The organism is Nesiotobacter zosterae, assembly GCF_033843645.1.
GTDB classification, from domain to species: Bacteria; Pseudomonadota; Alphaproteobacteria; order Rhizobiales; family Stappiaceae; genus Pseudovibrio; species Pseudovibrio zosterae.
This window is the reverse complement of the sequence record NZ_JAWXVZ010000006.1, coordinates 51,591-76,088: the sequence shown is the minus strand read 5'-3', so window position 1 is coordinate 76,088 and position 24,498 is coordinate 51,591. Positions and strand designations below refer to the sequence as shown.

17 protein-coding genes are annotated in these 24,498 nt (G+C 54.1%); 9 read left to right on the top strand and 8 right to left on the bottom strand.

The window, feature by feature from the left end; genetic code table 11:
* A partial coding sequence (locus tag Q3Y58_RS10365; RefSeq protein ID WP_319622170.1) for a calcium-binding protein occupies positions 1 to 1,300 on the top strand: 1,300 nt, incomplete at its 5' end.
* A gap of 598 nt (positions 1,301 to 1,898) precedes the next feature.
* Here Q3Y58_RS10365 and rpoD read toward each other — a convergent pair.
* The 3 genes from rpoD to Q3Y58_RS10350 form a co-directional block, all read right to left on the bottom strand.
* Complete coding sequence (gene rpoD / locus Q3Y58_RS10360) at positions 1,899 to 3,980, bottom strand: RNA polymerase sigma factor RpoD (RefSeq protein ID WP_319622169.1); 2,082 nt, start codon at positions 3,978 to 3,980, stop codon at positions 1,899 to 1,901.
* Positions 3,981 to 4,412: 432 nt separating this feature from the next.
* Positions 4,413 to 6,416: a DNA primase gene (gene dnaG, locus Q3Y58_RS10355; RefSeq protein ID WP_319622168.1), complete on the bottom strand. Its 2,004-nt coding sequence runs from the start codon at positions 6,414 to 6,416 to the stop codon at positions 4,413 to 4,415.
* A gap of 127 nt (positions 6,417 to 6,543) precedes the next feature.
* Positions 6,544 to 7,008: a GatB/YqeY domain-containing protein gene (locus Q3Y58_RS10350; protein ID WP_274218417.1), complete on the bottom strand. Its 465-nt coding sequence runs from the start codon at positions 7,006 to 7,008 to the stop codon at positions 6,544 to 6,546.
* A gap of 240 nt (positions 7,009 to 7,248) precedes the next feature.
* On the opposite strand from Q3Y58_RS10350, the gene carA reads away from it, so the two are divergent.
* On the top strand, positions 7,249 to 8,427 hold the full coding sequence (gene carA, locus Q3Y58_RS10345; protein ID WP_319622167.1) for a glutamine-hydrolyzing carbamoyl-phosphate synthase small subunit: 1,179 nt from the start codon (positions 7,249 to 7,251) through the stop codon (positions 8,425 to 8,427).
* Positions 8,428 to 8,535: 108 nt separating this feature from the next.
* On the opposite strand, the gene Q3Y58_RS10340 is transcribed toward carA, so the two are convergent.
* Complete coding sequence (locus Q3Y58_RS10340) at positions 8,536 to 8,991, bottom strand: MerR family transcriptional regulator (protein ID WP_274218415.1); 456 nt, start codon at positions 8,989 to 8,991, stop codon at positions 8,536 to 8,538.
* Positions 8,992 to 9,913: 922 nt separating this feature from the next.
* Here Q3Y58_RS10340 and Q3Y58_RS10335 point away from each other — a divergent pair.
* The 4 genes from Q3Y58_RS10335 to Q3Y58_RS10320 all read left to right on the top strand — a co-directional run bounded on the left by Q3Y58_RS10335 (position 9,914) and on the right by Q3Y58_RS10320 (position 15,820).
* The gene (locus Q3Y58_RS10335; RefSeq protein ID WP_274218414.1) at positions 9,914 to 10,192 is read left to right on the top strand and encodes a helix-turn-helix domain-containing protein; all 279 of its coding nucleotides are present in this window, start codon (positions 9,914 to 9,916) and stop codon (positions 10,190 to 10,192) included.
* A 165-nt stretch (positions 10,193 to 10,357) separates the two neighbouring features.
* Complete coding sequence (carB, locus tag Q3Y58_RS10330; protein WP_319622166.1) at positions 10,358 to 13,657, top strand: carbamoyl-phosphate synthase large subunit; 3,300 nt, start codon at positions 10,358 to 10,360, stop codon at positions 13,655 to 13,657.
* A 104-nt stretch (positions 13,658 to 13,761) separates the two neighbouring features.
* On the top strand, positions 13,762 to 14,235 hold the full coding sequence (gene greA / locus Q3Y58_RS10325) for a transcription elongation factor GreA (RefSeq protein WP_274218412.1): 474 nt from the start codon (positions 13,762 to 13,764) through the stop codon (positions 14,233 to 14,235).
* Positions 14,236 to 14,485: 250 nt separating this feature from the next.
* Positions 14,486 to 15,820 (top strand): globin-coupled sensor protein, encoded by a 1,335-nt coding sequence (locus Q3Y58_RS10320; protein WP_319622165.1) that lies wholly within the window; start codon positions 14,486 to 14,488, stop codon positions 15,818 to 15,820.
* A 36-nt stretch (positions 15,821 to 15,856) separates the two neighbouring features.
* On the opposite strand, the gene Q3Y58_RS10315 is transcribed toward Q3Y58_RS10320, so the two are convergent.
* Complete coding sequence (locus Q3Y58_RS10315) at positions 15,857 to 16,324, bottom strand: Lrp/AsnC family transcriptional regulator (protein ID WP_274218410.1); 468 nt, start codon at positions 16,322 to 16,324, stop codon at positions 15,857 to 15,859.
* Between the two features lie 160 nt (positions 16,325 to 16,484).
* On the opposite strand from Q3Y58_RS10315, the gene Q3Y58_RS10310 reads away from it, so the two are divergent.
* The 3 genes from Q3Y58_RS10310 (at position 16,485) to Q3Y58_RS10300 (ending at position 19,404) form a co-directional block, all read left to right on the top strand.
* Positions 16,485 to 17,432 carry a mitochondrial fission ELM1 family protein gene (locus Q3Y58_RS10310; RefSeq protein WP_319622164.1) on the top strand — a complete coding sequence of 316 codons (948 nt, stop codon included), beginning with the start codon at positions 16,485 to 16,487 and terminating at the stop codon, positions 17,430 to 17,432.
* Between the two features lie 64 nt (positions 17,433 to 17,496).
* Entirely contained in the window at positions 17,497 to 18,462 is a 966-nt protein-coding gene (gene trxB, locus Q3Y58_RS10305) for a thioredoxin-disulfide reductase (RefSeq protein WP_274218408.1), read from the top strand.
* 30 nt (positions 18,463 to 18,492) lie between these two features.
* Positions 18,493 to 19,404 carry a LysR family transcriptional regulator gene (locus tag Q3Y58_RS10300; RefSeq protein WP_274218407.1) on the top strand — a complete coding sequence of 304 codons (912 nt, stop codon included), beginning with the start codon at positions 18,493 to 18,495 and terminating at the stop codon, positions 19,402 to 19,404.
* Positions 19,405 to 20,385: 981 nt separating this feature from the next.
* Here Q3Y58_RS10300 and msrP read toward each other — a convergent pair.
* The 3 genes from msrP to Q3Y58_RS10285 all read right to left on the bottom strand — a co-directional run bounded on the left by msrP (position 20,386) and on the right by Q3Y58_RS10285 (position 24,272).
* Positions 20,386 to 21,354 (bottom strand): protein-methionine-sulfoxide reductase catalytic subunit MsrP, encoded by a 969-nt coding sequence (gene msrP / locus Q3Y58_RS10295; RefSeq protein WP_319622163.1) that lies wholly within the window; start codon positions 21,352 to 21,354, stop codon positions 20,386 to 20,388.
* A gap of 151 nt (positions 21,355 to 21,505) precedes the next feature.
* Entirely contained in the window at positions 21,506 to 23,578 is a 2,073-nt protein-coding gene (locus tag Q3Y58_RS10290; RefSeq protein WP_274218405.1) for an elongation factor G, read from the bottom strand.
* A gap of 205 nt (positions 23,579 to 23,783) precedes the next feature.
* The gene (locus tag Q3Y58_RS10285) at positions 23,784 to 24,272 is read right to left on the bottom strand and encodes a DUF992 domain-containing protein (RefSeq protein ID WP_274218404.1); all 489 of its coding nucleotides are present in this window, start codon (positions 24,270 to 24,272) and stop codon (positions 23,784 to 23,786) included.
* Positions 24,273 to 24,498 lie beyond the last annotated feature (226 nt).

Genomic DNA, 24,498 nt, shown 5'->3' with positions numbered 1-24,498 from the left:
GAACGTAAATGGCTCGGTCGGAAAAGAAGAAATGCGGGGCTCAGACTTCGCAAACGTACTGAACGGACGTCAAGGTGATGACGTGCTGCTGGGATATGGCGGAGACGACACACTGAATGGCGGTGAAGGAAACGACTTCCTGAGAGGCGGCATCGGCGCGGATCTCATGGACGGCGGCAACGGTGTCGACTGGATTAGCTACACCGAATACAGAGATGCAAATCTCAGCTCAATAATTGACCTCAGGAGCGGAACCGGTACCGGCGGAATCGCCGAAGGCGATCAATACAGAAACATCGAGAACGTAAATGGCTCGGTCGGAAAAGAAGAAATGCGGGGCTCAGACTTCGCAAACGTACTGAACGGACGTCAAGGTGATGACGTGCTGCTGGGATATGGCGGAGACGACACACTGAACGGCGGAGAAGGAAACGACTTCCTGAGAGGCGGCATCGGCGCGGATCTCATGGACGGCGGCAACGGTGTCGACTGGATTAGCTACACCGAATACAGAGATGCAAATCTTAGCTCAATAATTGACCTCAGGACCGGAACCGGTACCGGCGGTGTCGCCGAAGGCGATCAATACAGAAACATCGAGAACGTGAATGGCTCGGTTGGAAAAGAAGATATGCGGGGCTCAGACTTCGCAAACGTACTGAACGGACGTCAAGGTGATGACGTGCTGCTGGGATATGGCGGAGACGACACACTGAATGGCGGTGAAGGAAACGACTTCCTGAGAGGCGGCATCGGCGCGGATCTCATGGACGGCGGCAACGGTGTCGACTGGATTAGCTACACCGAATACAGAGATGCAAATCTCAGCTCAATAATTGACCTCAGGACCGGAACCGGTACCGGCGGTGTCGCCGAAGGCGATCAATACAGAAACATCGAGAACGTAAATGGCTCGGTTGGAAAAGAAGAAATGCGGGGCTCAGACTTCGCAAACGTACTGAACGGACGTCAAGGTGATGACGTGCTGCTGGGATATGGCGGAGACGACACACTGAATGGCGGAGAAGGAAACGACTTCCTGAGAGGCGGCATCGGCGCGGATACCCTCATAGGAGGAACGGGAAGTGACACATTCTTTTTCTCGTCCGTAGCCAACAATGATATTATCCAAGATTTTGAAGACGGCATTGATGTAATTGAGTTTTCGGATGTACTCCTCAGCGACCTGTCTTTCTCAGACAGTGGTGCGGATGCCGTCATAAGCTATTTAGGACAGTCTATAACTCTCAAAGACTTCGACGTAGACTTACTATTGGCGGATGATTTCAGGTTTGCATAACGGAACCGGCCATAAGTATTATTTGATCAATAGCAGACCCCACCGAGTTTCGGTGGGGTCATCCGATAGCGTGTATGAACTGGCTACTTTAATAGCCTCTCACGAGACGTTTGATTGTTACTGGGTTTTCTTACTGTAATGACAGAAGCGTTCTCAAAGGCCTTGGTATACCGCACCAACTAAAACCAAGACCTTGCACCTTGCACCTTAAGTCACAAAAATCCAAAAACTCATCCCCATCCAAGTTGTCTTGACATTCAATCACGAACTCTATTTTCGGGAACGTAGTGGCGCCATTCTGCATTAGCCATTGGCATCGATTTTCATTTTCCATCTGGTCACAGCCCAACCGTCTTCGGCATCATGGCCATCCTCTCCGCCATCGCCGCCCTGCTCTCATTCCGCCTGCAAAAGCATCTCGTGCAATAGCCCATCAAGACTTCGGCAAAACCCGTTGAACCTTATCCTCCTTAAGATGGGTTATGGGAAACTGAGATCAGGCAGACAACGTGGCAACCCTCTCGTTTTGCCAAGAGCGGTTCCAACGAAAAAGCCCGCCGAAATGGCGGGCTTTTCAAGTCTGGAACTGGCTTGTCGTCTAGCTGTCGAGGAACGAGCGCAGTTTACGAGACCGCGAAGGATGCTTCAGCTTACGCAGAGCCTTGGCTTCAATCTGGCGGATACGTTCACGGGTAACGGAGAACTGCTGACCAACCTCTTCCAGAGTGTGGTCGGTGTTCATGCCGATACCAAAGCGCATACGCAGAACGCGCTCTTCGCGCGGCGTCAAAGAGGCCAGAACGCGGGTCGTGGTTTCACGCAGGTTCGCCTGAATGGCCGCATCGATTGGCAAGATCGCGTTCTTGTCCTCAATGAAATCACCCAGATGGCTGTCTTCCTCATCGCCAATTGGCGTCTCAAGGGAGATCGGCTCCTTCGCAATCTTGAGAACCTTACGCACCTTCTCAAGTGGCATCTGAAGCTTTTCGGCCAGTTCTTCCGGTGTTGGCTCACGGCCAATCTCGTGAAGGATCTGACGGGAAGTGCGTACGATCTTGTTGATCGTCTCGATCATGTGAACCGGGATACGGATCGTGCGAGCCTGGTCCGCGATGGAACGGGTAATCGCCTGACGGATCCACCATGTGGCATAGGTCGAGAACTTGTAACCACGGCGGTATTCGAACTTGTCGACCGCCTTCATCAGGCCGATGTTGCCTTCCTGAATGAGGTCAAGGAACTGAAGTCCGCGGTTGGTGTATTTCTTGGCAATGGAGATAACCAGACGCAGGTTGGCTTCCACCATTTCCTTTTTGGCGATGCGCGCCTCGCGCTCACCCTTTTGCACCATGGAAACGATCTTGCGGAACTCGGTGATTTCCAGACCCGTTTCAGTGGCAAGAGTTTGAATCTCCTGGCGCAGTTCCCGGATCATGTCGCCATCATTGGCGACGAACTTCTTCCATCCGCGACCGGAAAGATTGGCAACCTTGCGAATCCAGTTCGGGTCCAGCTCGTTGCCCTGATAGTACTTCACGAACTCAGCGCGGTTCACGCCGTGTCCATCTGCAATACGAAGCAGGCGGCCTTCGTACCCCATCAAACGCTTGTTGATGTCGTAAAGCTGATGAACCAGCGCTTCGATACGATTTGCATTCAAGGAGAGGCTCTTCACCTCGATGATGATGTCTTCCTTGAGCTTCTTGTAGCGACGCTCCTGAGACGGAGACAGGGTCTTGTTGGCCAGCTTGTTTTCAACCAGCTGGTCCTGCAGCTTGCGCAGCTTTGCGTAGTCTTCAGCAATGCGGTCGAAGGTCTCAACAACCTTCGGCTTCAGCTCAGCTTCCATAACAGACAAAGAGACGTTTGCTTCGTATTCGTCGTCGTCCTCGTCCTCGCCGGTGCCCTCGCCTTCTTCGCCCTCAGCCGGTGCAGGAGCTTCGGCCGCGCCATTGCCGTCAGCCCGCTTGGCTTCTTCAGCTTTTTTCTTGCGCTCTTCCAGCTCGCGCTGGCGAACCGCATCCGGCACCTCGCCCTCGCCAGCCTCCTCCTGCTCTTCCAGGTCTTCTTCGGAAGGGCCAGCCTTGGCGTCAGGGCCCGCATAGGTCGCATCAAGGTCGATGATGTCGCGAAGCAGAACCTTGCCTTCGTTCAGTTCGTCGCGCCAAATGATAATCGCCTGAAAGGTCAGCGGACTTTCGCAAAGACCAGCGATCATGGCCTCACGGCCAGCCTCGATGCGCTTTGCAATTGCGATTTCACCTTCACGAGAAAGCAGCTCCACAGAGCCCATTTCACGCAGGTACATGCGCACCGGGTCATCGGTACGGTCAGAAGGTTCGCGGGTGGTGGTTGTCTTGGCAACGGCCGTGCTGGCCGCGACGACAAGATCTCCGCCCTCTACCTCTTCTTCCTTGCTCTCTTCAGCTTCCTCAGCTTCGATCACGTTAATTCCCATCTCGGAAAGAAGGGACATCGTGTCTTCAATCTGCTCGGAGCTTACTTGTTCAGGCGGAAGAACCTCATTCAGCTCGTCGTAAGTGACATAACCGCGCTTTTTCGCGGTCTTGATCATCTTCTTGACGGCGGCGACAGACAGATCAAGAAGAGGGCCGTCCTGGCCTTCTCCACCTGCTGCCTGTTCCTGTGTATCTTCAGCTTGCGTCGCCTTCGTCGCCATATTTTGCTCCAAAGCCGCGGGCAATGCCTCGCGGTTATCGCGTTTCTACTCTTGGCCTGCCACGCGTACGGGCGGACCAAACTATCTACTGTTGACGCCAAAGGGCCAGCTGCATCCAACTGCGTGATTAAACCCTCAGGTCCATCTTCGGGGCGCGAAACAGTGCACGTGTTTTTCGCGGTTATCTATCCTTTCTCAAAAGATAGACGCGCGAACCCGTGGCTCGTTCTCCGGCAAAAGATGGATTGCAACAGCATAAAACCAGATTCTCAATTCGCCTTAGTGACCTCTGCAATGGTCTGCGGCGCTCCTATTTGCTGTTTGTCTTGTGTATTTAGCTTGCCTTGCGTGATTCGCAAGTGTGATTCGACACTGAGCAATCTAATTTTTGCTAAATTGCGCAAAGTTTTGGTCAGATACAGGGGCCTCAACCTAAAAAGCCGCCGCGCCGCCTTCCTGGTCATAAGTTGGCTTTGCCGAACGCATGCGCTTTGCACGTTCTGCAAGTTCCTGATCTTCTCTTGCGCATTCTTCCCGCCGACGGGACAAAGATTGCGTCAAAGCCTGAATACGAACCCAGCCATCCTCATCAAGGTTCTCAGAGACAGCTTCAAGCTCTTCATTCAGCTCGCGCTCCAACTGCTCAAGCTCGATCACATCCATGAAGTGCACAAACATTTGCTCAATGAAGTCTTCTGGCGGATTCATCTTCAAGATGGGCAAGCGATGACGCAGCTCATCCCACTTATGTACACCCGCTGCAATTGGCGCTTCCGCTGCTTCGAGCTCGGACCCGCGCACCTCAGACAGGATGCGATAGAAGCGATCATCAAGTTGACTGAAATAGGCAGCCACGGACTCGCGCTTGAGGTCGGTAGAGAACCGGCAATACTCATCCATGAACCTCTGGTGGAGTTCATTGGTGAAATGAAGCTGCGATATGCGCTCGTAATGCCGATCGAACAAATCCGGAAAGGTCAGGCACATGGCGCAGAGCGTGCGCTCGGTGCCAAACTTGGCGGTCTCCGGCGCAGCAACACGGCTCTGAAAGCCACGCACTTCGTAACGGCCTTGCTTTCCAGAGGCCTGGTTCCAGCTGCCGCCTTGTTTCCTGTCTCCACTGCCAGTGGCGCCACGGGCACGTCGGCTTTCCTCATAAAACAGGTTGGAGAGCCGCAATCGGAAATCGCGTTGATAGCGGTTGCGAACGCGCTCATCCTTGATCGTCGCGATAAGATCATCAAATGCCTTTTCCAGAGCCGCCTTGCGCTCTGGCGTGTCTATGCGCGCCTGACTTGTCTCCCGGTCCCAAACAACCTGAGAAAGCGGCAGCGCCTTGGCAAGTTCCTCATTGAACCCCTGCGGCCCCTTCTCAGAAATCAGGTCATCAGGGTCTTTGCCATCCGGCAACAACGAAAACTGAAACGACTTGCCGCTTGCAAGCACAGGAAGAATGCGATCAATGGAACGATGAGCAGCCGAAATGCCGGCGGCGTCCCCATCAAAGCAGATGATCGGCTCGTCTGCGAACTTCCAAAGGCGCACGCACTGCTCTTCCGTAAACGCCGTACCCAGACTGGCCACAACGCCTTTAAAGCCTGCTTGCCACACAGCAATGGCATCCATATAGCCTTCAACGACGATGGCCTGCTTGCTCTCAAAGGCAGGTTGCCGCGCTCTGTGCGCGTTGAACAACATCGTGCCCTTGTAGAAGATCGGCGTCTCGGGCGAGTTGAGGTACTTTGGCTGCCCCTCGGGATCCATGGTTCGGCCGCCAAATGCCACCACACGGCCACGCTCATCGTGGATCGGGATCATCAAACGGTTGCGAAACCGGTCGTAGGACGGGCGTCCGTCATCCGGCTTGATGACAAGACCAGCCTCAACGAGCATGGCCTCTTCCACGCCCCGTTCCAACAGCGCTTTCTTCAGATTGTCGCGTCCCGGAGGGGCAAATCCGAACACGAACTCTTCCTGCACTTCAGCAGAGAGTTTACGCCGCGCGGCATAGGCGCGCACGTGCTCGCCTTGAGGACTGAGATAGACAGATCGAAAATACTTGGCTGCAAGCTCACATACATCCGTCAGGCTTGTACGCTGCTGCTGCTTCTTGGCCGCTTGCGGATCTGGTGCCGGCAGCGCAACGCCTGCCATTTCCGCAAGCTGCTCCACAGCCTCCGGAAAGCTCAAGCCTTCCGTATCCGTCAAAAAGCGAAAGTGGTCCCCCGACACCCCGCAGCCAAAACACTTATATCGATTGCGGCGGTCATCAACGTGGAAGCTGGGTGTGTTTTCCTGATGGAACGGACAGCACGCCCAATAGTCCCCTTTGCCCGGCTGCGACTTTCGCCGATCCCAAGTTACACGGCGACTAACCACCTCTGACAAGGGCAATCGATTGCGAATATCATCGAGCAACTGCGGAGCAAAGCGCATGCGAGTAAAGGTACCTCTGAGGAGCCACTATGATGGCCATTGATGGACGAGTTAAGCCAAAGACGCCAAACAACGTCAAGCTAGGCATTACACATGTGAAGAAAACTAATCCAGAGGCAGAGAAGGACTATTGCGCCGCTGGCCGCAAAAGCTCTTTGACGACGCAGCTTGCTTTGGCAAAGTCCATCTGGCCGGGGTATTTGTCCTTCAGCACCGACATGCAGCGCCCCATATCGCGAAGCCCTTTGGCTTCCAGGTTGTCAACAACGGTCTTGCAGATCAGGCGCACTTCATACTCGGAAAGCTGCGGCGGAAGGAACTCGCGGATCAGGTCAGCTTCCTGCTGTTCCTGCAAGGCGAGCACGGTGTTGCCGGTCTTCTCGCATGTAACGCACTCATGCATGCGTTGGTCAACCATGTGCCGCAGCAGGTTGAGCACCTCTTCTTCAGACACACCATCGCGGCCCTGCTCACGCGCCGCCGTTTCACGATCCTTGATGGCAGCGCTGATCAGCCTTAGGGTTGCGGCTCTTCTCTTGTCATTGCTCTCCAAAGCCTGCTTCAAGGCATCGGCCAGTTTTTCACGCAGCATTACATGGAACCCTAGTTTAAAAATCGTCCACTGGCTAATAATGACAGTCTAATTCGATTTTAGATTTTGATGTAATTCTCTGAAATCAAGCGGCTTTAATTCACAATAAGTGATATTGACCAGTTCGGAGCCATCTCCTACATTCCCAGCCTTGATGCGACTGCAGTGAGCTAAAGTCAACCCCTGTAGCAAGCTGTTGATGGCCGCATGATGTCACCAACCGTATCAAGAAAGCAAGACATGAAACCTGTAGATGCTTGGTCCGCAACCCTGCCAACAGCCCTCCTAGTCCTCGCTGACGGCACCGTCATCGAGGGTTTTGGCCTTGGCGCGACGGGTTCAGCGACCGGCGAGGTGTGCTTTAACACCGCCATCACTGGCTACGAAGAGATCCTGACTGATCCTTCCTACGCGGGCCAGATCATAACCTTTACCTTTCCACATATAGGTAACGTCGGCACCAACGACGAGGATATCGAAACCGTAAACATGGCCGCCAACACCGGCGTCCGAGGCGCGGTCTTGCGAGCAGACATCACGGAACCATCCAATTACCGAGCAGCCAAGAATTTCGATGTATGGCTCAAGGCTCGAGGGATTGTCGCGATCGCGGGTGTAGACACACGAGCCCTCACGGCCCTCATCCGCGAAACTGGCATGCCAAATGCCGTTATCGCATTCGACCCGGAAGGGAACTTCGATAAAGAAGCGCTCGTCAATCAGGCAAAGGCATTCCCGGGCCTGGAGGGTATGGATCTGGCCGCAGAGGTTACAACCGCGCAGCGCTATGACTGGCAAGAGGCCACATGGAAGTGGGATGAGGGCTACAGCAACCAAAGCACGCCCAAACACCACGTCGTTGCCATCGACTATGGCGTAAAGCGCAACATTCTGCGCCTGCTTGCCGAAGCAGGCTGCAAGGTCACGGTTGTCCCGGCTGAGACTTCAGCCAAAGAAATATTGGAGCTGAATCCGGACGGCATCTTCCTGTCCAATGGTCCGGGCGACCCGGCTGCCACTGGTGCCTATGCTGTACCAACCATCAAGAGCCTTATCGACAGCGGAAAGCCCATCTTCGGGATTTGCCTCGGTCACCAGATGCTCGCGTTGGCCTTGGGCGGCAAGACGCAAAAGATGCATCAGGGCCATCACGGCGCAAACCACCCTGTGAAAGATCTGACCACCGGAAAGGTTGAGATCACCTCCATGAACCATGGCTTTGCAGTGGATGCAGAGAGCCTGCCAGGATGTATTGAGCAGACACATACATCTTTGTTTGATGGCTCGAATTGCGGCATCAAGCTCAAAGACAAGCCCGTGTTCTCCGTCCAATACCATCCAGAGGCCTCACCTGGACCACAGGACAGCCAATACCTCTTTCAGAAGTTCACCGGCTATATGGAAGCAGCGGCAAGCTGAAAGGCTAGCGGGAGCCCGACGCGGCTCCCCTTAGTCGGCAGATAAAAATGCAAAAGCCGGCGCGCGCAAGCGGCCGGCTTTTGCATAAAAACTTGTCGGAACTGACGATTAAGCCAGTTCGCTCTCCAGAACCTGGCTCAGAGCGGATACAACACCGCGAACCTCTGCGATCTGCTCTTTCAGCGCCTGCTCTTGCTCCAGCAGCAGCTGCTCCTGTGCAGCGCAAATTTCTTTCAGCTCGCCAAGCTGCTTATCGCGGGCTGTTCCGCTTTCAACCAGCTTAATGATGCGGCGAACTTCTGCCAAAGTAAGGCCAATCTTCTTCGCTTGAAGGATGACCCGCATGCGACCCACGTCGCGTGCACGGTAGAAACGACGAGCACCACGACGCACTGGGTTCAAAAGACCCTTTTCCTCGTAGAAACGGAGTGTGCGAAGAGTAACGCCGAACAACTCGGACATTTCGGAGATAGCCAGCAGCTGACCGTCACCATCATCATCGCGAATTGGCCCTGCAATATCAGGAACTACATCAAGCTTGGTCGGAATTGTGTTCATTTCCATTTTGCCCGGTGGTTTCTTAATTCACCATTTTTGAAGAGCTATAAAGACTCGATCGCACCACTTCCCACCTAAGTCGGCGTGACCTCGTCATTACCCCCCGTAATACCACTCTTCAGCTCGTTACTATGTAATAGCTCTAAGACCAGCTGCCACTTCTGATTGAACTCGAATGTACCCGCAGAGACACTCGTGATGCGCCAGAAAACAGCATTGCAATCCGCTTCCGCGCTCTGTCGTTATTTTCTGAGCGCGAAATTATTGATAATTTACACAATGCGCTCGAAAAAATACACCCGACGGTCAAGTTTTTTTACTTCCCCTGCGTAACGTATACACAACGGCAGCGTGCAGTCACACAATACGACAAAGAAGAAATTAGTTAAAAATCAACCGACCGCAGAACGTAGATACCTACCAAGTAATCAGAGACAGTCGTTCATGTTAACTCTAACCCTTTCCGCAGGATGAGAGGAGCCACGCTCGAAGTATTCCTCCTGAAAAGAAAACGTTTTCCTCGATACTAATTTTCCTAAACGGTCAAAATTACGCGACGTACATTTACGTCAAAATAGATTTTTCCTCACGTCACTCCAAGCCACTATCGGATTTCTTACCCCTCAAATTCCAAATAATTCACAGAAATTGCAGAGCGCATTCCGCAGTTCGCGTCCTTTAAACGCTCTGTGTGCGCTCCGCATTTGTTGAGAATGCCTCACAGAAATGCTCATCTGCTGAGGTGATTCAGGGAGCCGCCAGCACGAAATTGTAGCAGAGCACCCCACTCTCGGGATGCCATCACCGCGGAACCCCAGCCAACACTGAGGTCTTTTGGAGCAAATCTGTCAATTTATGCATTTGTATTTCGCTAGGCATGTGGCAAACTTGTGTTGCCTTTTTTCATACAACTAAGCGAAGACCTTGAATGGACACGCAAAACCTTACAGAGCCGGAAATGCGCCCTGAACAGTTCAAAGCATGGCGACGATCCCTCGGCCTCAAACAAAAAGAGGCCGCAGAGTATCTTGGGCTGAAAAAGCGAATGATCCAGTACTATGAAAAAGGCAAGCGCGACGGCCGACCAGTCGAGATCCCTAAATCGGTCCGGCTGGCCTGCTTTGCTCTGACACAAGGCGTCGCCGACTACAACGGCGAACGCATCCTGCCTTTGGATCACGACCCAGTCCCATCCGACGATTTCTAATCATAAAGACGACATTTTCGGCTAACTTGCGCTCTAAGGGTTTTACATCCTCGGAATATTTCTTATAACGCTCGCTCAGCCGACATAACTGCAATAGGAAAATAGCGCATGGTTCAACGCCTCTGTTGTACCTGACGCTCTCCGTGCGAACGACTGTGAGTAATCATGCCAAAACGCAACGACATCCAATCTATTTTGATCATCGGGGCAGGCCCCATCGTGATTGGTCAGGCCTGTGAGTTCGACTATTCCGGCACTCAGGCCTGTAAAGCGCTGCGAGAAGAAGGCTACCGAATTATCTTGGTCAACTCTAATCCGGCAACAATCATGACGGATCCGGATTTGGCCGATGCGACTTACATCGAACCAATCACACCTGAGATCGTTGAGCAGATCATCGCCAAGGAGCGCCCAGACGCACTGCTGCCAACCATGGGCGGCCAGACTGCGCTGAACTGTGCGCTGGCTCTGGAAGAGCGCGGCGTTCTATCGAAATACAATGTCGAAATGATAGGCGCGAAGGCGGATGTCATCGACAAGGCTGAGGACCGCGAAAAGTTTCGCGCGGCAATGGACAAGATCGGCCTCGAAAACCCCAGAGCAGCCATCGCCTCTTCTCCGCCCATCCGCAACGAAGCTGGCGCGATCGTCGGATATGACCGCGGCGCAGGCTTCGCAACGGCGATGCGTCACCTGGAAGAAATTGGCCTTCCAGCCATCATCCGCCCAGCCTTCACGCTGGGAGGCACCGGCGGCGGCGTTGCATATAACCGCGAAGAGTACGAAACCATTGTCCGCTCAGGCATCGAGGCCTCCCCTACCGGCCAGGTGCTTATTGATGAGAGCCTGCTGGGCTGGAAAGAATACGAGATGGAAGTGGTCCGCGACAAAGCGGATAACTGCATCATCATCTGCTCCATTGAAAACATTGATCCAATGGGCGTGCACACCGGCGATTCCATCACCGTTGCACCGGCCCTCACGCTGACTGACAAAGAATATCAGATCATGCGCAACGCCTCTCTGGCAGTGCTGCGCGAGATCGGCGTTGAAACCGGCGGTTCTAACGTGCAGTTCGCAGTCAATCCGGAAAATGGCCGCTTGGTTGTGATCGAGATGAACCCGCGCGTTTCTCGCTCGTCCGCACTTGCATCCAAAGCCACAGGTTTCCCAATCGCGAAGGTCGCCGCCAAGCTGGCAGTCGGCTATACACTGGATGAACTGGACAACGACATCACGGGCGGGGCCACACCAGCTTCCTTCGAACCCACCATCGACTACGTGGTCACCAAGATTCCCCGGTTTGCATTCGAGAAGTTCAAGGGCGCCGAACCGAACCTGACCACAGCCATGAAGTCTGTTGGTGAAGTGATGGCCATCGGCCGCACCTTTGCAGAAAGCTTGCAAAAGGCACTTCGCGGCCTTGAAACCGGCCTTTCCGGTCTCGATCCAATTGAGATCCATGGCGTTGGTCAAGGGGATGACGCCAACGCAGTGCGCAAAGCTCTGGGAACCCCTACTCCAGATCGCCTCCTGAATGTGGCGCAGGCCATGCGCCTTGGTATCAGTGAAAAAGACATCCACTCGATCTGCAAAATCGATCCATGGTTCCTTGAGCAGATCAAGGCAATTGTAGACACTGAAAAACTCATTGAGGAACGCGGTCTTCCTGCTCATGCTGAAGGCCTGCGCAAACTGAAGGCGATGGGTTTCTCCGATCACCGTTTGGCTACGCTGACTGGCAAGTCCGACAAGGATGTGCGGGCCCTGCGTCACCGTCTCGATGTACGACCAGTCTACAAGCGCATTGATACGTGCGCAGCGGAGTTCGCTTCGCCTACCGCCTATATGTATTCTACCTACGAGGCACCATTTGCAGGCGCAACCGCATGTGAGGCTGAGCCCAGTGAGCGTCAGAAGGTGGTCATTCTTGGCGGTGGCCCAAACCGTATCGGGCAAGGCATCGAGTTTGACTACTGTTGCTGTCATGCCGCCTTCGCTCTTAAGGATGCGGGTTACGAAGCCATCATGGTCAACTGTAACCCAGAGACCGTATCCACCGACTACGACACATCCGACCGCCTCTATTTCGAGCCGCTCACCAGCGAAGATACGCTGGAGATTCTCAAGCTGGAGCAGTCAAAAGGAACCCTTAAAGGCGTGATCGTGCAGTTCGGCGGACAGACGCCCTTGAAACTCGCCCGCGATCTAATGGATGCAGGCATTCCGATCCTTGGCACATCTCCGGACATGATCGACCTCGCAGAAGACCGTGACCGCTTCCAGAAGCTGCTTCATGATTTGGACCTTCAGCAGCCGGACAACGGCATTGCCCGCTCTACTGAAGAGGCCGAAAAGATCGTCGCGGAAATCGGCTACCCTGTCGTGATCCGCCCTTCATACGTGTTGGGCGGTCGCGGTATGGAGATCATTCGCGATGACGAGCAGTTCCAGCATTACATCCATGAAGCGGTAGTTGTCTCTGGTGAAGCACCGGTTCTGATTGATAGCTACCTGTCCAATGCCATCGAGGTGGATGTAGACGCGCTCTGTGACGGCAAGGATGTGTTCATGTGTGGCCTTATGGAACACATTGAAGAAGCTGGCATCCATTCCGGCGACAGCGCTTGCTCCCTTCCCGCCTACAATATCGGACAGGATCTCATTCGCAGAATTGAAGATCAGACCCGCAAGCTGGCCTTGGCCCTCAACGTTGGTGGCCTGATGAACGTGCAGTTCGCGGTCAAGGACGACGAGATCTACGTGCTGGAAGTCAATCCACGGGCCTCCAGAACGGTGCCGTTCGTGGCGAAAACCATCGGCGAACCGATCGCAAAGATCGCAGCACGCGTGATGGCAGGTGAGACACTGGAGTCATTCTCACTCAAGCCCAAGCACCTGCACCACATGACCGTGAAAGAAGCCGTGTTCCCGTTTGCACGCTTCCCCGGCGTAGATACAATCCTCGGCCCGGAGATGCGGTCAACTGGCGAAGTCATGGGCATCGACCGCGACTTTGCAATAGCTTTTGCAAAGGCACAGATTGCCAGCGGCCACACGTTACCAACGGGTGGCACCGCCTTCTTCTCCGTCAAGGACGCAGACAAGGCGCGCATCATTCAGGCCGCAAAAAGGCTTCACAGAGCTGGATTTAAGATCATTGCCACCTCAGGAACCCAGAGATATCTTGAGCAACAGGGGATTACCTGTTCAAAGATAAACAAGGTTCTTGAAGGGCGTCCGCATATTGTGGATGCTATCAAGAATGGCGAAGTTCAGCTGGTGTTCAATACAACCGAAGGTGCTGAAGCCATCGCCGATAGCCGTTCGCTGCGCCGCTCAACGCTGGTCAACAAGGTGCCCTACTACACCACGGTTGCCGGGTCCGTTGCCGCAGCAAAAGGCATCGAAGCGTATTTAGCTGGCAATCTTGAGGTAAGGCCGCTACAGTCCTACTTTGAGTAAGCTCACAGATTGACATCGTCCGGGTGGGACATTTCCTGCCCGGTCAATTTTTTTGTTGCGTCTGGACACTGAAGTCGGCGCAACCTTGGAAAGGTGTAGGAGTCATGGATAAGGTACCAATGACTGCTGATGGTTACGCGATGCTCAGTGATGAACTGAAGAACCGCACCACAGTCGAGCGTCCACGCATCATTGCCGCCATTTCCGAAGCCCGTGCGCACGGCGACCTCTCTGAAAACGCCGAGTACCACGCTGCAAAGGAGCAGCAGAGCTTGAACGAGGGCCGCATTAGCGAGCTGGAAGACAAGCTGGGCCGCGCGGAAGTGATCGATCTCACCAAGCTGAGCGGCGAGACCATCAAGTTTGGCGCGACCGTAACGCTTGAAGATGAAGACACCGAGGAAGAAAAGAAGTACATGATCGTTGGCGACGTTGAAGCCGACGTGAAAAAGAACCGTATTTCCATCTCTTCACCAATCGCACGCGCACTCATCGGAAAGAGCGTTGGCGACAGTGTCGAAGTTACGGCACCAGGAGGTGCTCGTTCCTACGAGATCTTGAAAGTCGAGTTTGTCTGATCCCAATCAGATATCGATCCATTGATGCCGCCCTCAGGGCGGCATTTTTATTTGCAATCCGGCACACGCTTTGATGGTGCAGCCAAAAACAACAAAATATGCAAGCCGACTATCAAAACCCATATTATCGATAATTTGCAGATGGTTACCCTGATAAAATAAGCCAACTAATTACAACTTTAGATACTGATAATTAACACTTACAGCGCTATCACCTGAGATATATTTACGCATTTCTCGGGAGGGAGCCATGCAGGACACCTCATCACTATCTCGCCGACTGGCGTTTTTTCGAATTGATCAGGAGACGCAGCGCACGCTCTCCCAACTTTGGCCGACGATTGAAACGAACCTGCCAGAGATCTTGAGCCGCTTCTACGCCCACGTGGGCTCTACAAGCCCATTGGGCGAGTTTGTTGCAGGACAGGTTGAGCACCTCAAGGCGGCACAAGCCAAACACTGGGCGCTCATGTTTCGCTCTGGCTTTACCGAAGACTACGTTATGCAAGTGGAACGCATTGGCCGCGCACACGAACGCATTGGCCTTTCATCAGATTGGTACATCGGCGGCTATACCTACCTGCTCAATGAGCTGAATGCCGTCCTGCTCCGCAAGTTTCGCTTCTCCCGATCAAAGTTGAAGACCGCGATGGAGGCGATCCAGAAGGCAGTCATGCTGGACATGGCCTACTCGATCAACGCCTATGAAACTGTTTACCGCGAAGAACGTGAGCGTCGTTCTAGCCAGCTTGAAGAAGCCATCCACTCCTTCGAGACAGGAATTGCAGACATTCTCAAGGATGTGGAAGCCAAAGGCAAACGGGTCGAGACATGCACCAAGCAACTGACCGAAGCCGCCCATCGCAGTGAAACATCCGCTGCATCCGCTAGCACTTCCGCCAACGAGACAGCACGCAGTGTCCAAAGTGGAGCTGCCGCTGTGGAAGAGATGTCCACCAACGTGGGCGAGATCAGCACACAGGTGTCGCGCTCTGCAGAGACTGCACGCCTCGTCTCGGAAGATGCTGATCGAGCCAATGAAACCGTCCTCGGCCTGCAAACAGCGACCAACGAGATTGGCGCAGTTACGGAGCTGATCAGCGCCATCGCGGAACAAACCAACCTGCTGGCACTGAATGCAACGATTGAGGCTGCTCGTGCAGGAGAAGCTGGAAAAGGCTTTGCCGTCGTCGCAAGTGAAGTTAAGGATCTGGCCAGCCAGACAAGCAAGGCAACCGACGAGATTGCGCAGAAGATCAATGCAATTCAGGCAGAGACAAAGCGCTGCGTAGAAGAAATCTCAGCGATCACGGAAAAAATTGAGGACGTCAGCAAAGCGGCGTCAAGCATCGCATCTTCGGTTGAACAGCAAGGCGCTGCAACCAACGAGATCTCAATGAACATTCAGTCTGCATCCCAGCATGCCAGCGGAATTACCGACGAGATCTCTCACATCCTGAACAACGCCACGAATGCCAACAGTGCTGCACGAACGGCGCAGCAAGCAGCCGAGGAGCTTCACAGGAACAACGAGGCCATCGCGGCCGCAGTGGAGCAGTTCTTCAAGGATATCCGAGCCGCTTGATGATAAAAAAGAGCGGGCGCAAAGCCCGCTTTTTCGTCAATCGATTGGCACCGAAGGAACGTCCTTCGTCTTGCGAATGGTCAGCGCCGTTCGAATGTTGTCCACGTTTGGCGCAGCCGTGAGATCACGGATAACAAAGTTCTGAAAGCTCTCCAGATCCTGTGTGACGCACTTCAGGATGAAGTCGACTTCACCGGAAAGCATGTAGCTTTCACGCACAACAGGCCAGTCGGCAACCTGTTTCTCAAAGGCAATCAAATCGGCTTCGGTCTGGTTGCGCAGGCCCACCATGGCAAATGCGGTGACTTCATAACCCAGCTGCTTTTCATCCAGCAGCGTACGATAGCCGGAAATCAGGCCGGTCTCTTCCAAAGCGCGCACGCGGCGCAAACAAGGTGGGGCAGAAATCCCTACCCGTCTTGCCAGTTCCACATTGGTAATGCGACCATCGTTCTGCAGTTCTTTAAGAATTTGCCAGTCGATTGAATCAAGACGCGCTTTCAAGCTCGTCTCCTTTTTTCTCTTGTCTTATTTGGGTCAAATCGCCATGAAACTGGTCGACGCTTCTGGCATACACCATTATTGAAGCTTCTTTGCGCCCGTTTGAAAGACTATACTAAAAATGCACAGGAATCGGAAACTTCAGGAAACTCCTACCCTTAAAATGAGCGGAAATCTGTGGGTAATAACAGACGGAAAAGCCGGTGACGAAGCGCAGTGCATTGGCGTTGCTGAGGCACTTGGCTTGCCTTATGAGGTGCGAAGAGTCGCGCCGCGCAAGCTGTTTGCGCTGGCCATGCCTCATGGCCCGATTGATCCTGCAGACAGTCCGAACAAGCCAAAAAGCCCGATCGCACGCCCCTTTCCCAAGGTGGCCATTGCGTCCGGGCGCCGCTCGATCCCCTACCTGCGTGCCATAAAGAAGTTTTCTGGCGGCAAGACCATAACCGTCTGCCTCAAAGACCCCCGGACCGGATGCAAAGCAGCAGACATCATCTGGGTTGCAACACACGACAAACTGCGCGGCCCCAACGTGATTGTTTCACCAACGGCGCCTCACCGGTTCTCCAAAGAGCGTCTGGCAGAAGCCCGAGCCAATCCCTGGCCTGAGATTGCGTCGCTGCCCAAGCCGCGCCTCGCCGTTCTGGTTGGGGGCAACAGCAAACATCACCACTTCACGGAAGAGGACATTGCCCGACTCGGTGACGGCCTGAGTGAGGCGAGCAAGACCCATTCGCTGATGATCACAGTCTCCCGGCGGACGCCTGATGCTCTGGCAGACCGCCTCAGACAATTTGGAGCCCGCCCCAACCACCTCTATTGGGAGGGAGATGGCCCAAACCCTTTGTTGCAGTACCTCGCAAATGCGCAAGGCGTTGTGGTAACAACCGATTCGACCAACATGGTTGGCGAAGCGGCTGCAACGGGATACCCCATATATGGTTTCCAACCAGAGGGTGGACACAAGAAGTTTGATCTCTTTTTGGGGACACTCAGGGGAATGAACGTGCTTCACCCCTTCCCAGGATTGCTAGAAGGTACTACCTACGAGCCGATGGATTCCACACCAGTCATAGCCGACGCGATCCGCGAACGATTGCAGAGGGGCTGAGTTGGCAGGCGGACAGGCCACAGGGCCACGCATTCGCAACTGTCAGGAGCAAGAGGGTAGCAGAATGACCACGAAACACACGCAACTGCTGATCATTGGGTCCGGCCCTGCAGGCTACACCGCAGCGATCTATGGCGCACGAGCCATGATGGACACCCAGATCATTACCGGCGTTCAGGCAGGTGGTCAGCTGACCATCACCACCGACGTTGAAAACTATCCAGGTTTTGCTGATCCAATCCAAGGCCCTTGGCTCATGGAAGAGATGCGCAAGCAGGCTGAAAATGTTGGCACACAGATCACCTATGACATGATCACTGAGGCTGACTTGTCCAAGCGCCCGTTTACCCTGAAGGGAGACAGCGGCACCACCTACACCTGCGATGCGCTTGTTATAGCAACAGGAGCACAGGCCAAGTGGCTGGGCCTTCCTTCCGAGCAAACCTTTCAGGCAGGCGGCGTCTCTGCCTGTGCGACCTGTGACGGCTTCTTCTATCGTGGCAAGGAAGTTGTCGTCGTGGGCGGCGGCAATACCGCCGTGGAAGAAGCCCTTTATCTTGCAAATCTCGCATCTAAGGTGACCCTGATCCACCGCCGCGACAGTTTGCGCGCGGAAAAAATACTGCAAGACCGTCTGTTTAAGAACGAAAAGATCGAGGTTTTGTGGAACAATACAGTTGAGGAAATTCTGGGTACAGAATCTCCCGCGGTAGTAACGGGCGTTAAACTTCGCAATACACAAACAGGGGAAGCGACAGAGCTGAACACCGATGGCGTATTTGTCGCCATTGGCCATGCCCCGGCAGTGGAACTGTTCAAGGATCAGGTCGAGATGAAGTCCTCTGGCTACATCTGGACAGCACCAGATTCGACGCAGACCTCCATTCCAGGGGTTTTTGCAGCAGGCGACGTCACTGACGAGACTTTCCGTCAGGCCGTTACAGCTGCAGGCATGGGATGTATGGCAGCTCTGGAAGCTGAACGTTTTCTTGCTGCAGACGCAGCAGAAACGGCAAACGCGGCCGAATAAGGCCTATGCATGTGAGAGGAGCCAAACTGTATGCCGGGGCGGTCACTAGATTGGGATAAACTGCGGATCTTTCACGCGGCGGCGCAAGCGGGCAGCTTTACGCACGCAGGTGAAGCGCTGAACATGAGCCAATCGGCCGTGAGCCGACAGGTCAGTGCACTGGAAAACGACCTTGGCGTGGCTCTGTTCCACCGCCATGCGCGTGGTCTGGTGCCCACTGAACAGGGTGAGCTTTTGTATCGCACCGCCCGTGAGGTGATGCTGAAACTGGAGGCGGCCCAGAGCCGGCTGACAGACAGCAAGGAAAAGCCATCCGGCGTTCTGCGCGTTGCCACAACGGTGGGCCTTGGTTCGACCTGGCTCCCTTCTCGCATCCATGAGTTCGTTGATCTCTATCCTGACGTGCGTCTTGAGATCATCACCCAGGACGACGAACTTGACCTTTCCATGCGCGAAGCGGACGTGGCCATTCGCCTGCGTCCGCCAACGCAGCCTGACCTGATCCAGCGCAAGCTGTTCACCGTGCACTTCCATGTGTACGCATCACCGCAGTACTTGGAGCGGTTCGGGACCCCTGAGTCGGTTGAGGATCTGGCAAACCACCGCTTGATCACCATTGGTGACCATACCCCAACCTATCTGCGCATCATGAACTGGCTGGAAACCGCTGGTCTGCCAGCAGGCCAAAAGCGGGACGTCGCGTTTCAGGTGAACAACCTCACAGGCATCAAACGCGCCGTAAAAAGGGGCGTTGGTCTGGCCATTCTGCCAGACTATATGGTGGAGCGGGATACGGGGTTCGTGACAGTGCTGGACAAAGGCCACGATGAACTACCGTCCTTTGACAGCTACTTCGTCTATCCCTCAGAGCTGCGCAACACAGCACGAGTCACGGCATTCCGCGATTTCCTGGTGTCCAATGCGGAACGCTGGTCTCACTAGACTGATTCCCATCTGACTGATGCACAATTTTCTCTGGGTGATTCATAAAAGGGTCACCTAGAGGCACTTTTCAGAAAACCGATCTTTTCTGATATATCGGCAGCTCAAGCAAACGTTTGCGCAAGAAAACGCAGGTTTCTGCGATTCCTCCCCAACATGATGCGACGCCCTGCCTCATAGACAATTCGAATGAGAAGCCATAACTTTCACGCATATCTGCAATGCAAAAAATGACCATTGCGTGTGGCCATATGCACTGCATATATACACTGGCTGTTGACCAATGGAGCCGTCACATCTCTCCTCCCAGTGACGTGCTTATCTGGTCAATTGTTCCCCTCTGGAAGGTGATTGCACCAGGAATTGGTGTTTAATCAATCGAACTTTACCGGGCCTACGTGGCCCGGTTTTTTTTTGCGATTCTCCTAAACCTCAGAAAAAACAAAAGTAATCACATCCAGTGATGCTTTCATCTAATCCTGTTATGAGTTTGGAGCTGTAGAACGGTTGACCTGAAAATTTGCAGCCCGAACGGCCTTAAAGGTCACCAAATTCTGCTTGCGATGCAAAAAAATGTTCATTCCACGCCCGATTTCGCACTGATCACGAAATAGGCATCCGTGCTGCATAATTATGCAGCCATGCAATGACGTTGGGACAACTCGCCAAACGCGAGGTACCCACAAAACTTCAGCACTTGACACCTTTTGTCGCGAGACTCTCAGGGCCCCTTAAGATATACGGACTCCCCTGAAACATATGACAATGATAAGACAGCGGGTGTTGTACACCTCCAAGCTGCATCAGTTAGTGAGTATTGCGTATGATTGAGGTAAGGCGGGCGGCGTTCGTGCTGGCACTGTGTGTGGGCGCACTCTTGTTTTCAGAGGCCACAAGGTTGGTCGACGCACTGAATACGCCACAAGAGCGGCAACAGGTCGTCGCCGCTCAGTAGTCATCAGGTGGAAGCTCAATCGCTCCTTAGCGATAGAGCTCCTCCCCCTTCATTCCGCTATAGAGACCAGCAACCTGCTCAGCATAGCCGTTGTACAGCTGTGTCGGCAGCTCTTCATCTGTGCCAAGCATACGCTCCTTGGCCTGCGACCAACGTGGATGTGGCACATCTGGGTTCACATTAGCCCAGAACCCGTACTCAGTAGCTGCAATTTGCTCCCAGAAGCTTACCGGACGCTCATCGGTGAAGGTCATTCGCACAATAGACTTGATGGATTTGAACCCATACTTCCACGGCAGAACCAAGCGGATGGGGGCACCGAACTGCTTTGGCAGCGGCTTGCCGTAGATACCCGTTGCAACAAAGGCCAGCTCATTCATCCCCTCAGCCATGGTAACGCCCTCGACATAAGGCCAAGGATACCAGAACTGGCGCTGTCCAGAAGCGACTGTTGCGTCCTCAAAGGTCTCAAAACGCACAAACTTCGCGCTGGAAAGAGGTGCAGCCAATTTGATGAGGTCTGCCAGTGGGAAGCCGGTCCAAGGCACGGCCATCGCCCACGCCTCCACACAGCGATGTCTGTAGAGACGCTCTTCCAGATCCATCTTGCCAATCAAGCTATCCGCATCGATGGTCGTCTCTTTCTCCACCAAGCCATCTATGGTCAGCGTCCATGGACGTATCTTCAGGGCTTGAGCAGCTGCCGCAATGCGCTTGTGAGAGCCGAACTCATAAAAATTGTTGTATTGGGAGCTGACCGCTTCATCGGTAATGGCTCGGTCCAAAGTGAACGCAGAATTGCGCTCTGCGGGGTAAAACTGCGCCGTAGGATCTGTCGCAGCGCGCGCGGCTGACAACGGAACCATGGAGGACAGACCAGCACCGGCACCGACCACCAATGCGCTCTTCAAGAACTTTCGTCGATTGAAGAACACATCTTCAGGCGTTGCGGCACTTTCCGGAAGTTCCCATCCTTTGGGATGTATCACATGCATGAGCAGACCCATTCTTGTTGACGCGTTGCCACCAAGTTATGGGTCAGCCCCCCTCACACTCAAGTAAACCTCGAGTGATCTGCTCAATTCAGGCTGGTAGCAAGAAGGGGCGGCAGACCCACCGCCCCCTTTTTTTCAGCTCAGGCCACTCCTAGGCAACAGCCTCACTGCCATACTTCATAACAACCTGCTCAGCAGGTTTGCCGGAGAGTTCTTCCATGTGATCGAACTCACGGCGGAAGCTGGCAACGCCAGCCGTTGCAGACCTCAGCTCAACGATAAGATCGCCTACTTCGCTGTCTGGCATCAGAGCCTGCACCTCGTCCCAGCCATCCCAACCCGGACGGGCATCGAAGCCAAGGATCTGACCGCGGCGACCAGAGACAATCGCCGTGATCCGAGCGGTTGCATCAGACGGACAAGCCACGACAACCTTACTGATCGGCTCAAGGAGCACTGGTTTGCATTCCTTCAAACCATCACGCATCGCAAGAATGGCAGCCATTCTGAATGCCTGGTCGGAACTGTCTACAGAGTGGTAGGAGCCATCGGTCAGAACAACGCCCACATCCACGACTGGGAAACCGAGCGGTCCTTTCTGCAGCGCCTCTTCAACGCCGTGCTTCACAGAAGGAATGTACTGCTTGGGCACAACCCCGCCTGAAATGGTGTCAGAAAAGGCGTGACCTTCTCCGCGAGGCATTGGCTGAATGGTCAAGGCAACATCGCCAAACTGACCATGCCCGCCACTTTGCTTTTTGTGACGACGGCGCAGCTCCGTTTTCCCTCTGATGGTTTCCTGATACGGAATGGTTGGTTCGTACTGCTCCACGTTCAGGCCGTACTTTCCGCGCAGCTTTTCAACGGCCACACGCAGGTGCATTTCGCCCTGCCCTTCCAGTATGGTTTGACCACTCTCCTGCGATTGCACAAGACGCAGAGAAGGATCCTCTTCCAGCAACTTGGCAAGAGCAGAAGAAAGACGCACTTCGTCCTTCCGTTCCGCAGCCTTCAGGCCGGTTGTCAGCACCGGCTCGAGCGGCCGCGCTGCATCCAGCAGTGTTTCAGGTGCCTTACCAATACCCAACGTATCGCCGGTCTTTACATCCTCCAGCTTGCCAAAGGCGATAAGATCGCCAGCAACCACAGGCCCATCGTTCTTTACCGGTTGGCTCCCCTTCATACGGAACAGGCCGGAAGGCCGAAGCTCATTGTTGTTAGCGTCGCGCAGCAAGCTGCTTTCACTCACCGTCCCGCTCAACACGCGGCACACGGACAACTTGCCGCCATGCTGAGTGTGATAGGTCTTCAGTACCTGCACGGTGCCCGCATCATTTTCGGACAAGCCAACACGTTCGCGGGTCTGTTCTACAGTCGGCGCTTCATGTCTCAGCTCCTTGAGAAGCCGACGAATGCCGTTGTTCTTTTCAGCACAGCCAATGAATACGGGGACCACGTCGCCATGCTGCATGGTTTCTGTCAAATCCTTGAAGACCATCTCATTGTCTGGCTCGTCTTCTTCGAGGAGTTTTTCCATCAACTCGTCGTCATGATCCGCCAGCATCTCCATCATGGAGTAGCGCGCTTCCAGCTCTCGGGCTTTCTCCTCATCCGCCAGATCAACCACCGTGCTCGGCCCATCGTCGTGGTAGACAAATGCCCGCTCCAGCGCCAAGTCGATGTATCCAGACACAGCGCCATCGGTCCAAATCGGAATCTGGCGCAACAGCAACGGCACAGACGAGGCTGGCTGCAAAGCCGCAAGGGTCTCGCGCACACGCCCGGTCGCCTTGTCAATCTTGTTCAGGAATAGAACGTGAGGAATGCTCTTTGCTTCAAGAGACTTGAGGATCACCTGCAACGCAGGGATTTTCTTTTCATCCGGCTCGGCAACCACGATTGCCAAGTCAACGCCGCCCAAGATGGCTTCACTTTCACTGAGGAACTCCACTGAACCTGGGCAGTCGATAAAGGTGTACCTGTCTCCCTTGTAGGTACAATCGGCAATGTTCGCCTCAACACTCATGCCGTGGCTGCGGGCTTCCTCTGACGAGTCTCCCAGTGTTGTTCCAGCAGTCACGCTACCTTGTCTGGCAATTGCCCCCGTGCGTGCCAGAAGGGCCTCGAATAAGGTGGTCTTACCACTTGCGAATGGCCCGACTATCGCTACACAGCGAGGGCTGCTCACCCTGCCGCCAGCACCACCAACGCCTTTTTCTCCCATGATCGCTACTCCGTACCGAATTGAGGATCGACACGTCGCTAAGCGCCTGAGGCGCCTGCAATTTCGACGCGCCTTTCTCCGACCCCTCCCGGGTCAGATCTCTATGGTCGCAGGAGTTGCCTTGAAATATCAAGCCGTAAAACTGCGACGGCGCAGTGTGTGACAGTCCGCCGCAGAATTTCTATTGATCGGTGAATAGCTTAGGTCAGTTGGCCTTACTCAACTGCAGGCCGGTTATACCTGCCGTAAGGTTCAAACCGGTATTGGCCTCCAAGCTTAAAGGCTGAAGTGCAATGGACTTGTCGAGACCGCCGACAAGGATGTTCGCCTGTAATCCCGCGCCAAGCGCTGCCCCGGCCGAAACGCCTCCATAGCTACCCGCAAGAGCGCCAGGCTCCACGTTGGCGGATGGCGCAAGCACACCCCAAACCAAACTACCTTTGTTCACTGGACCAATATCAAGGCCAAAACTATTGATCTTGCCAGTATAAGCCTCTGAACTTCCTCCTGCGGATTTGAAATCGCAAGCCATGGTATGGCTAGACCCAACGATGAAGCTGCTTCCCTCTGTGACGTTGCAGGTGAGAGTGCCAACCTCAACGGTGGGCTGACTTTGCTCACTGGCGGCAACAGCACCAGCCAACATGAGTGTGCATCCAGAAAACGCGCTCAAAAGTCGAAATGAACGGGGCATGCATTTCTCTCCTTATTGTTCTTGGCCATATCGGCTCACACCCCAGATCAAAAACCTGCTTTGTGGCAAAGTAGCGATCCAACAACTTTCCATAGAAACCAGCAAATCGCCAATGAGGAGAAACAGTTCAAAGCCATCGACTTTTAGTTGGCGTAACAACCCAGAGCATTCGCTGGCGCTTACCATGTCCGGCCTTCAAATATGGCAGTATCTTGGCACTTCTGAC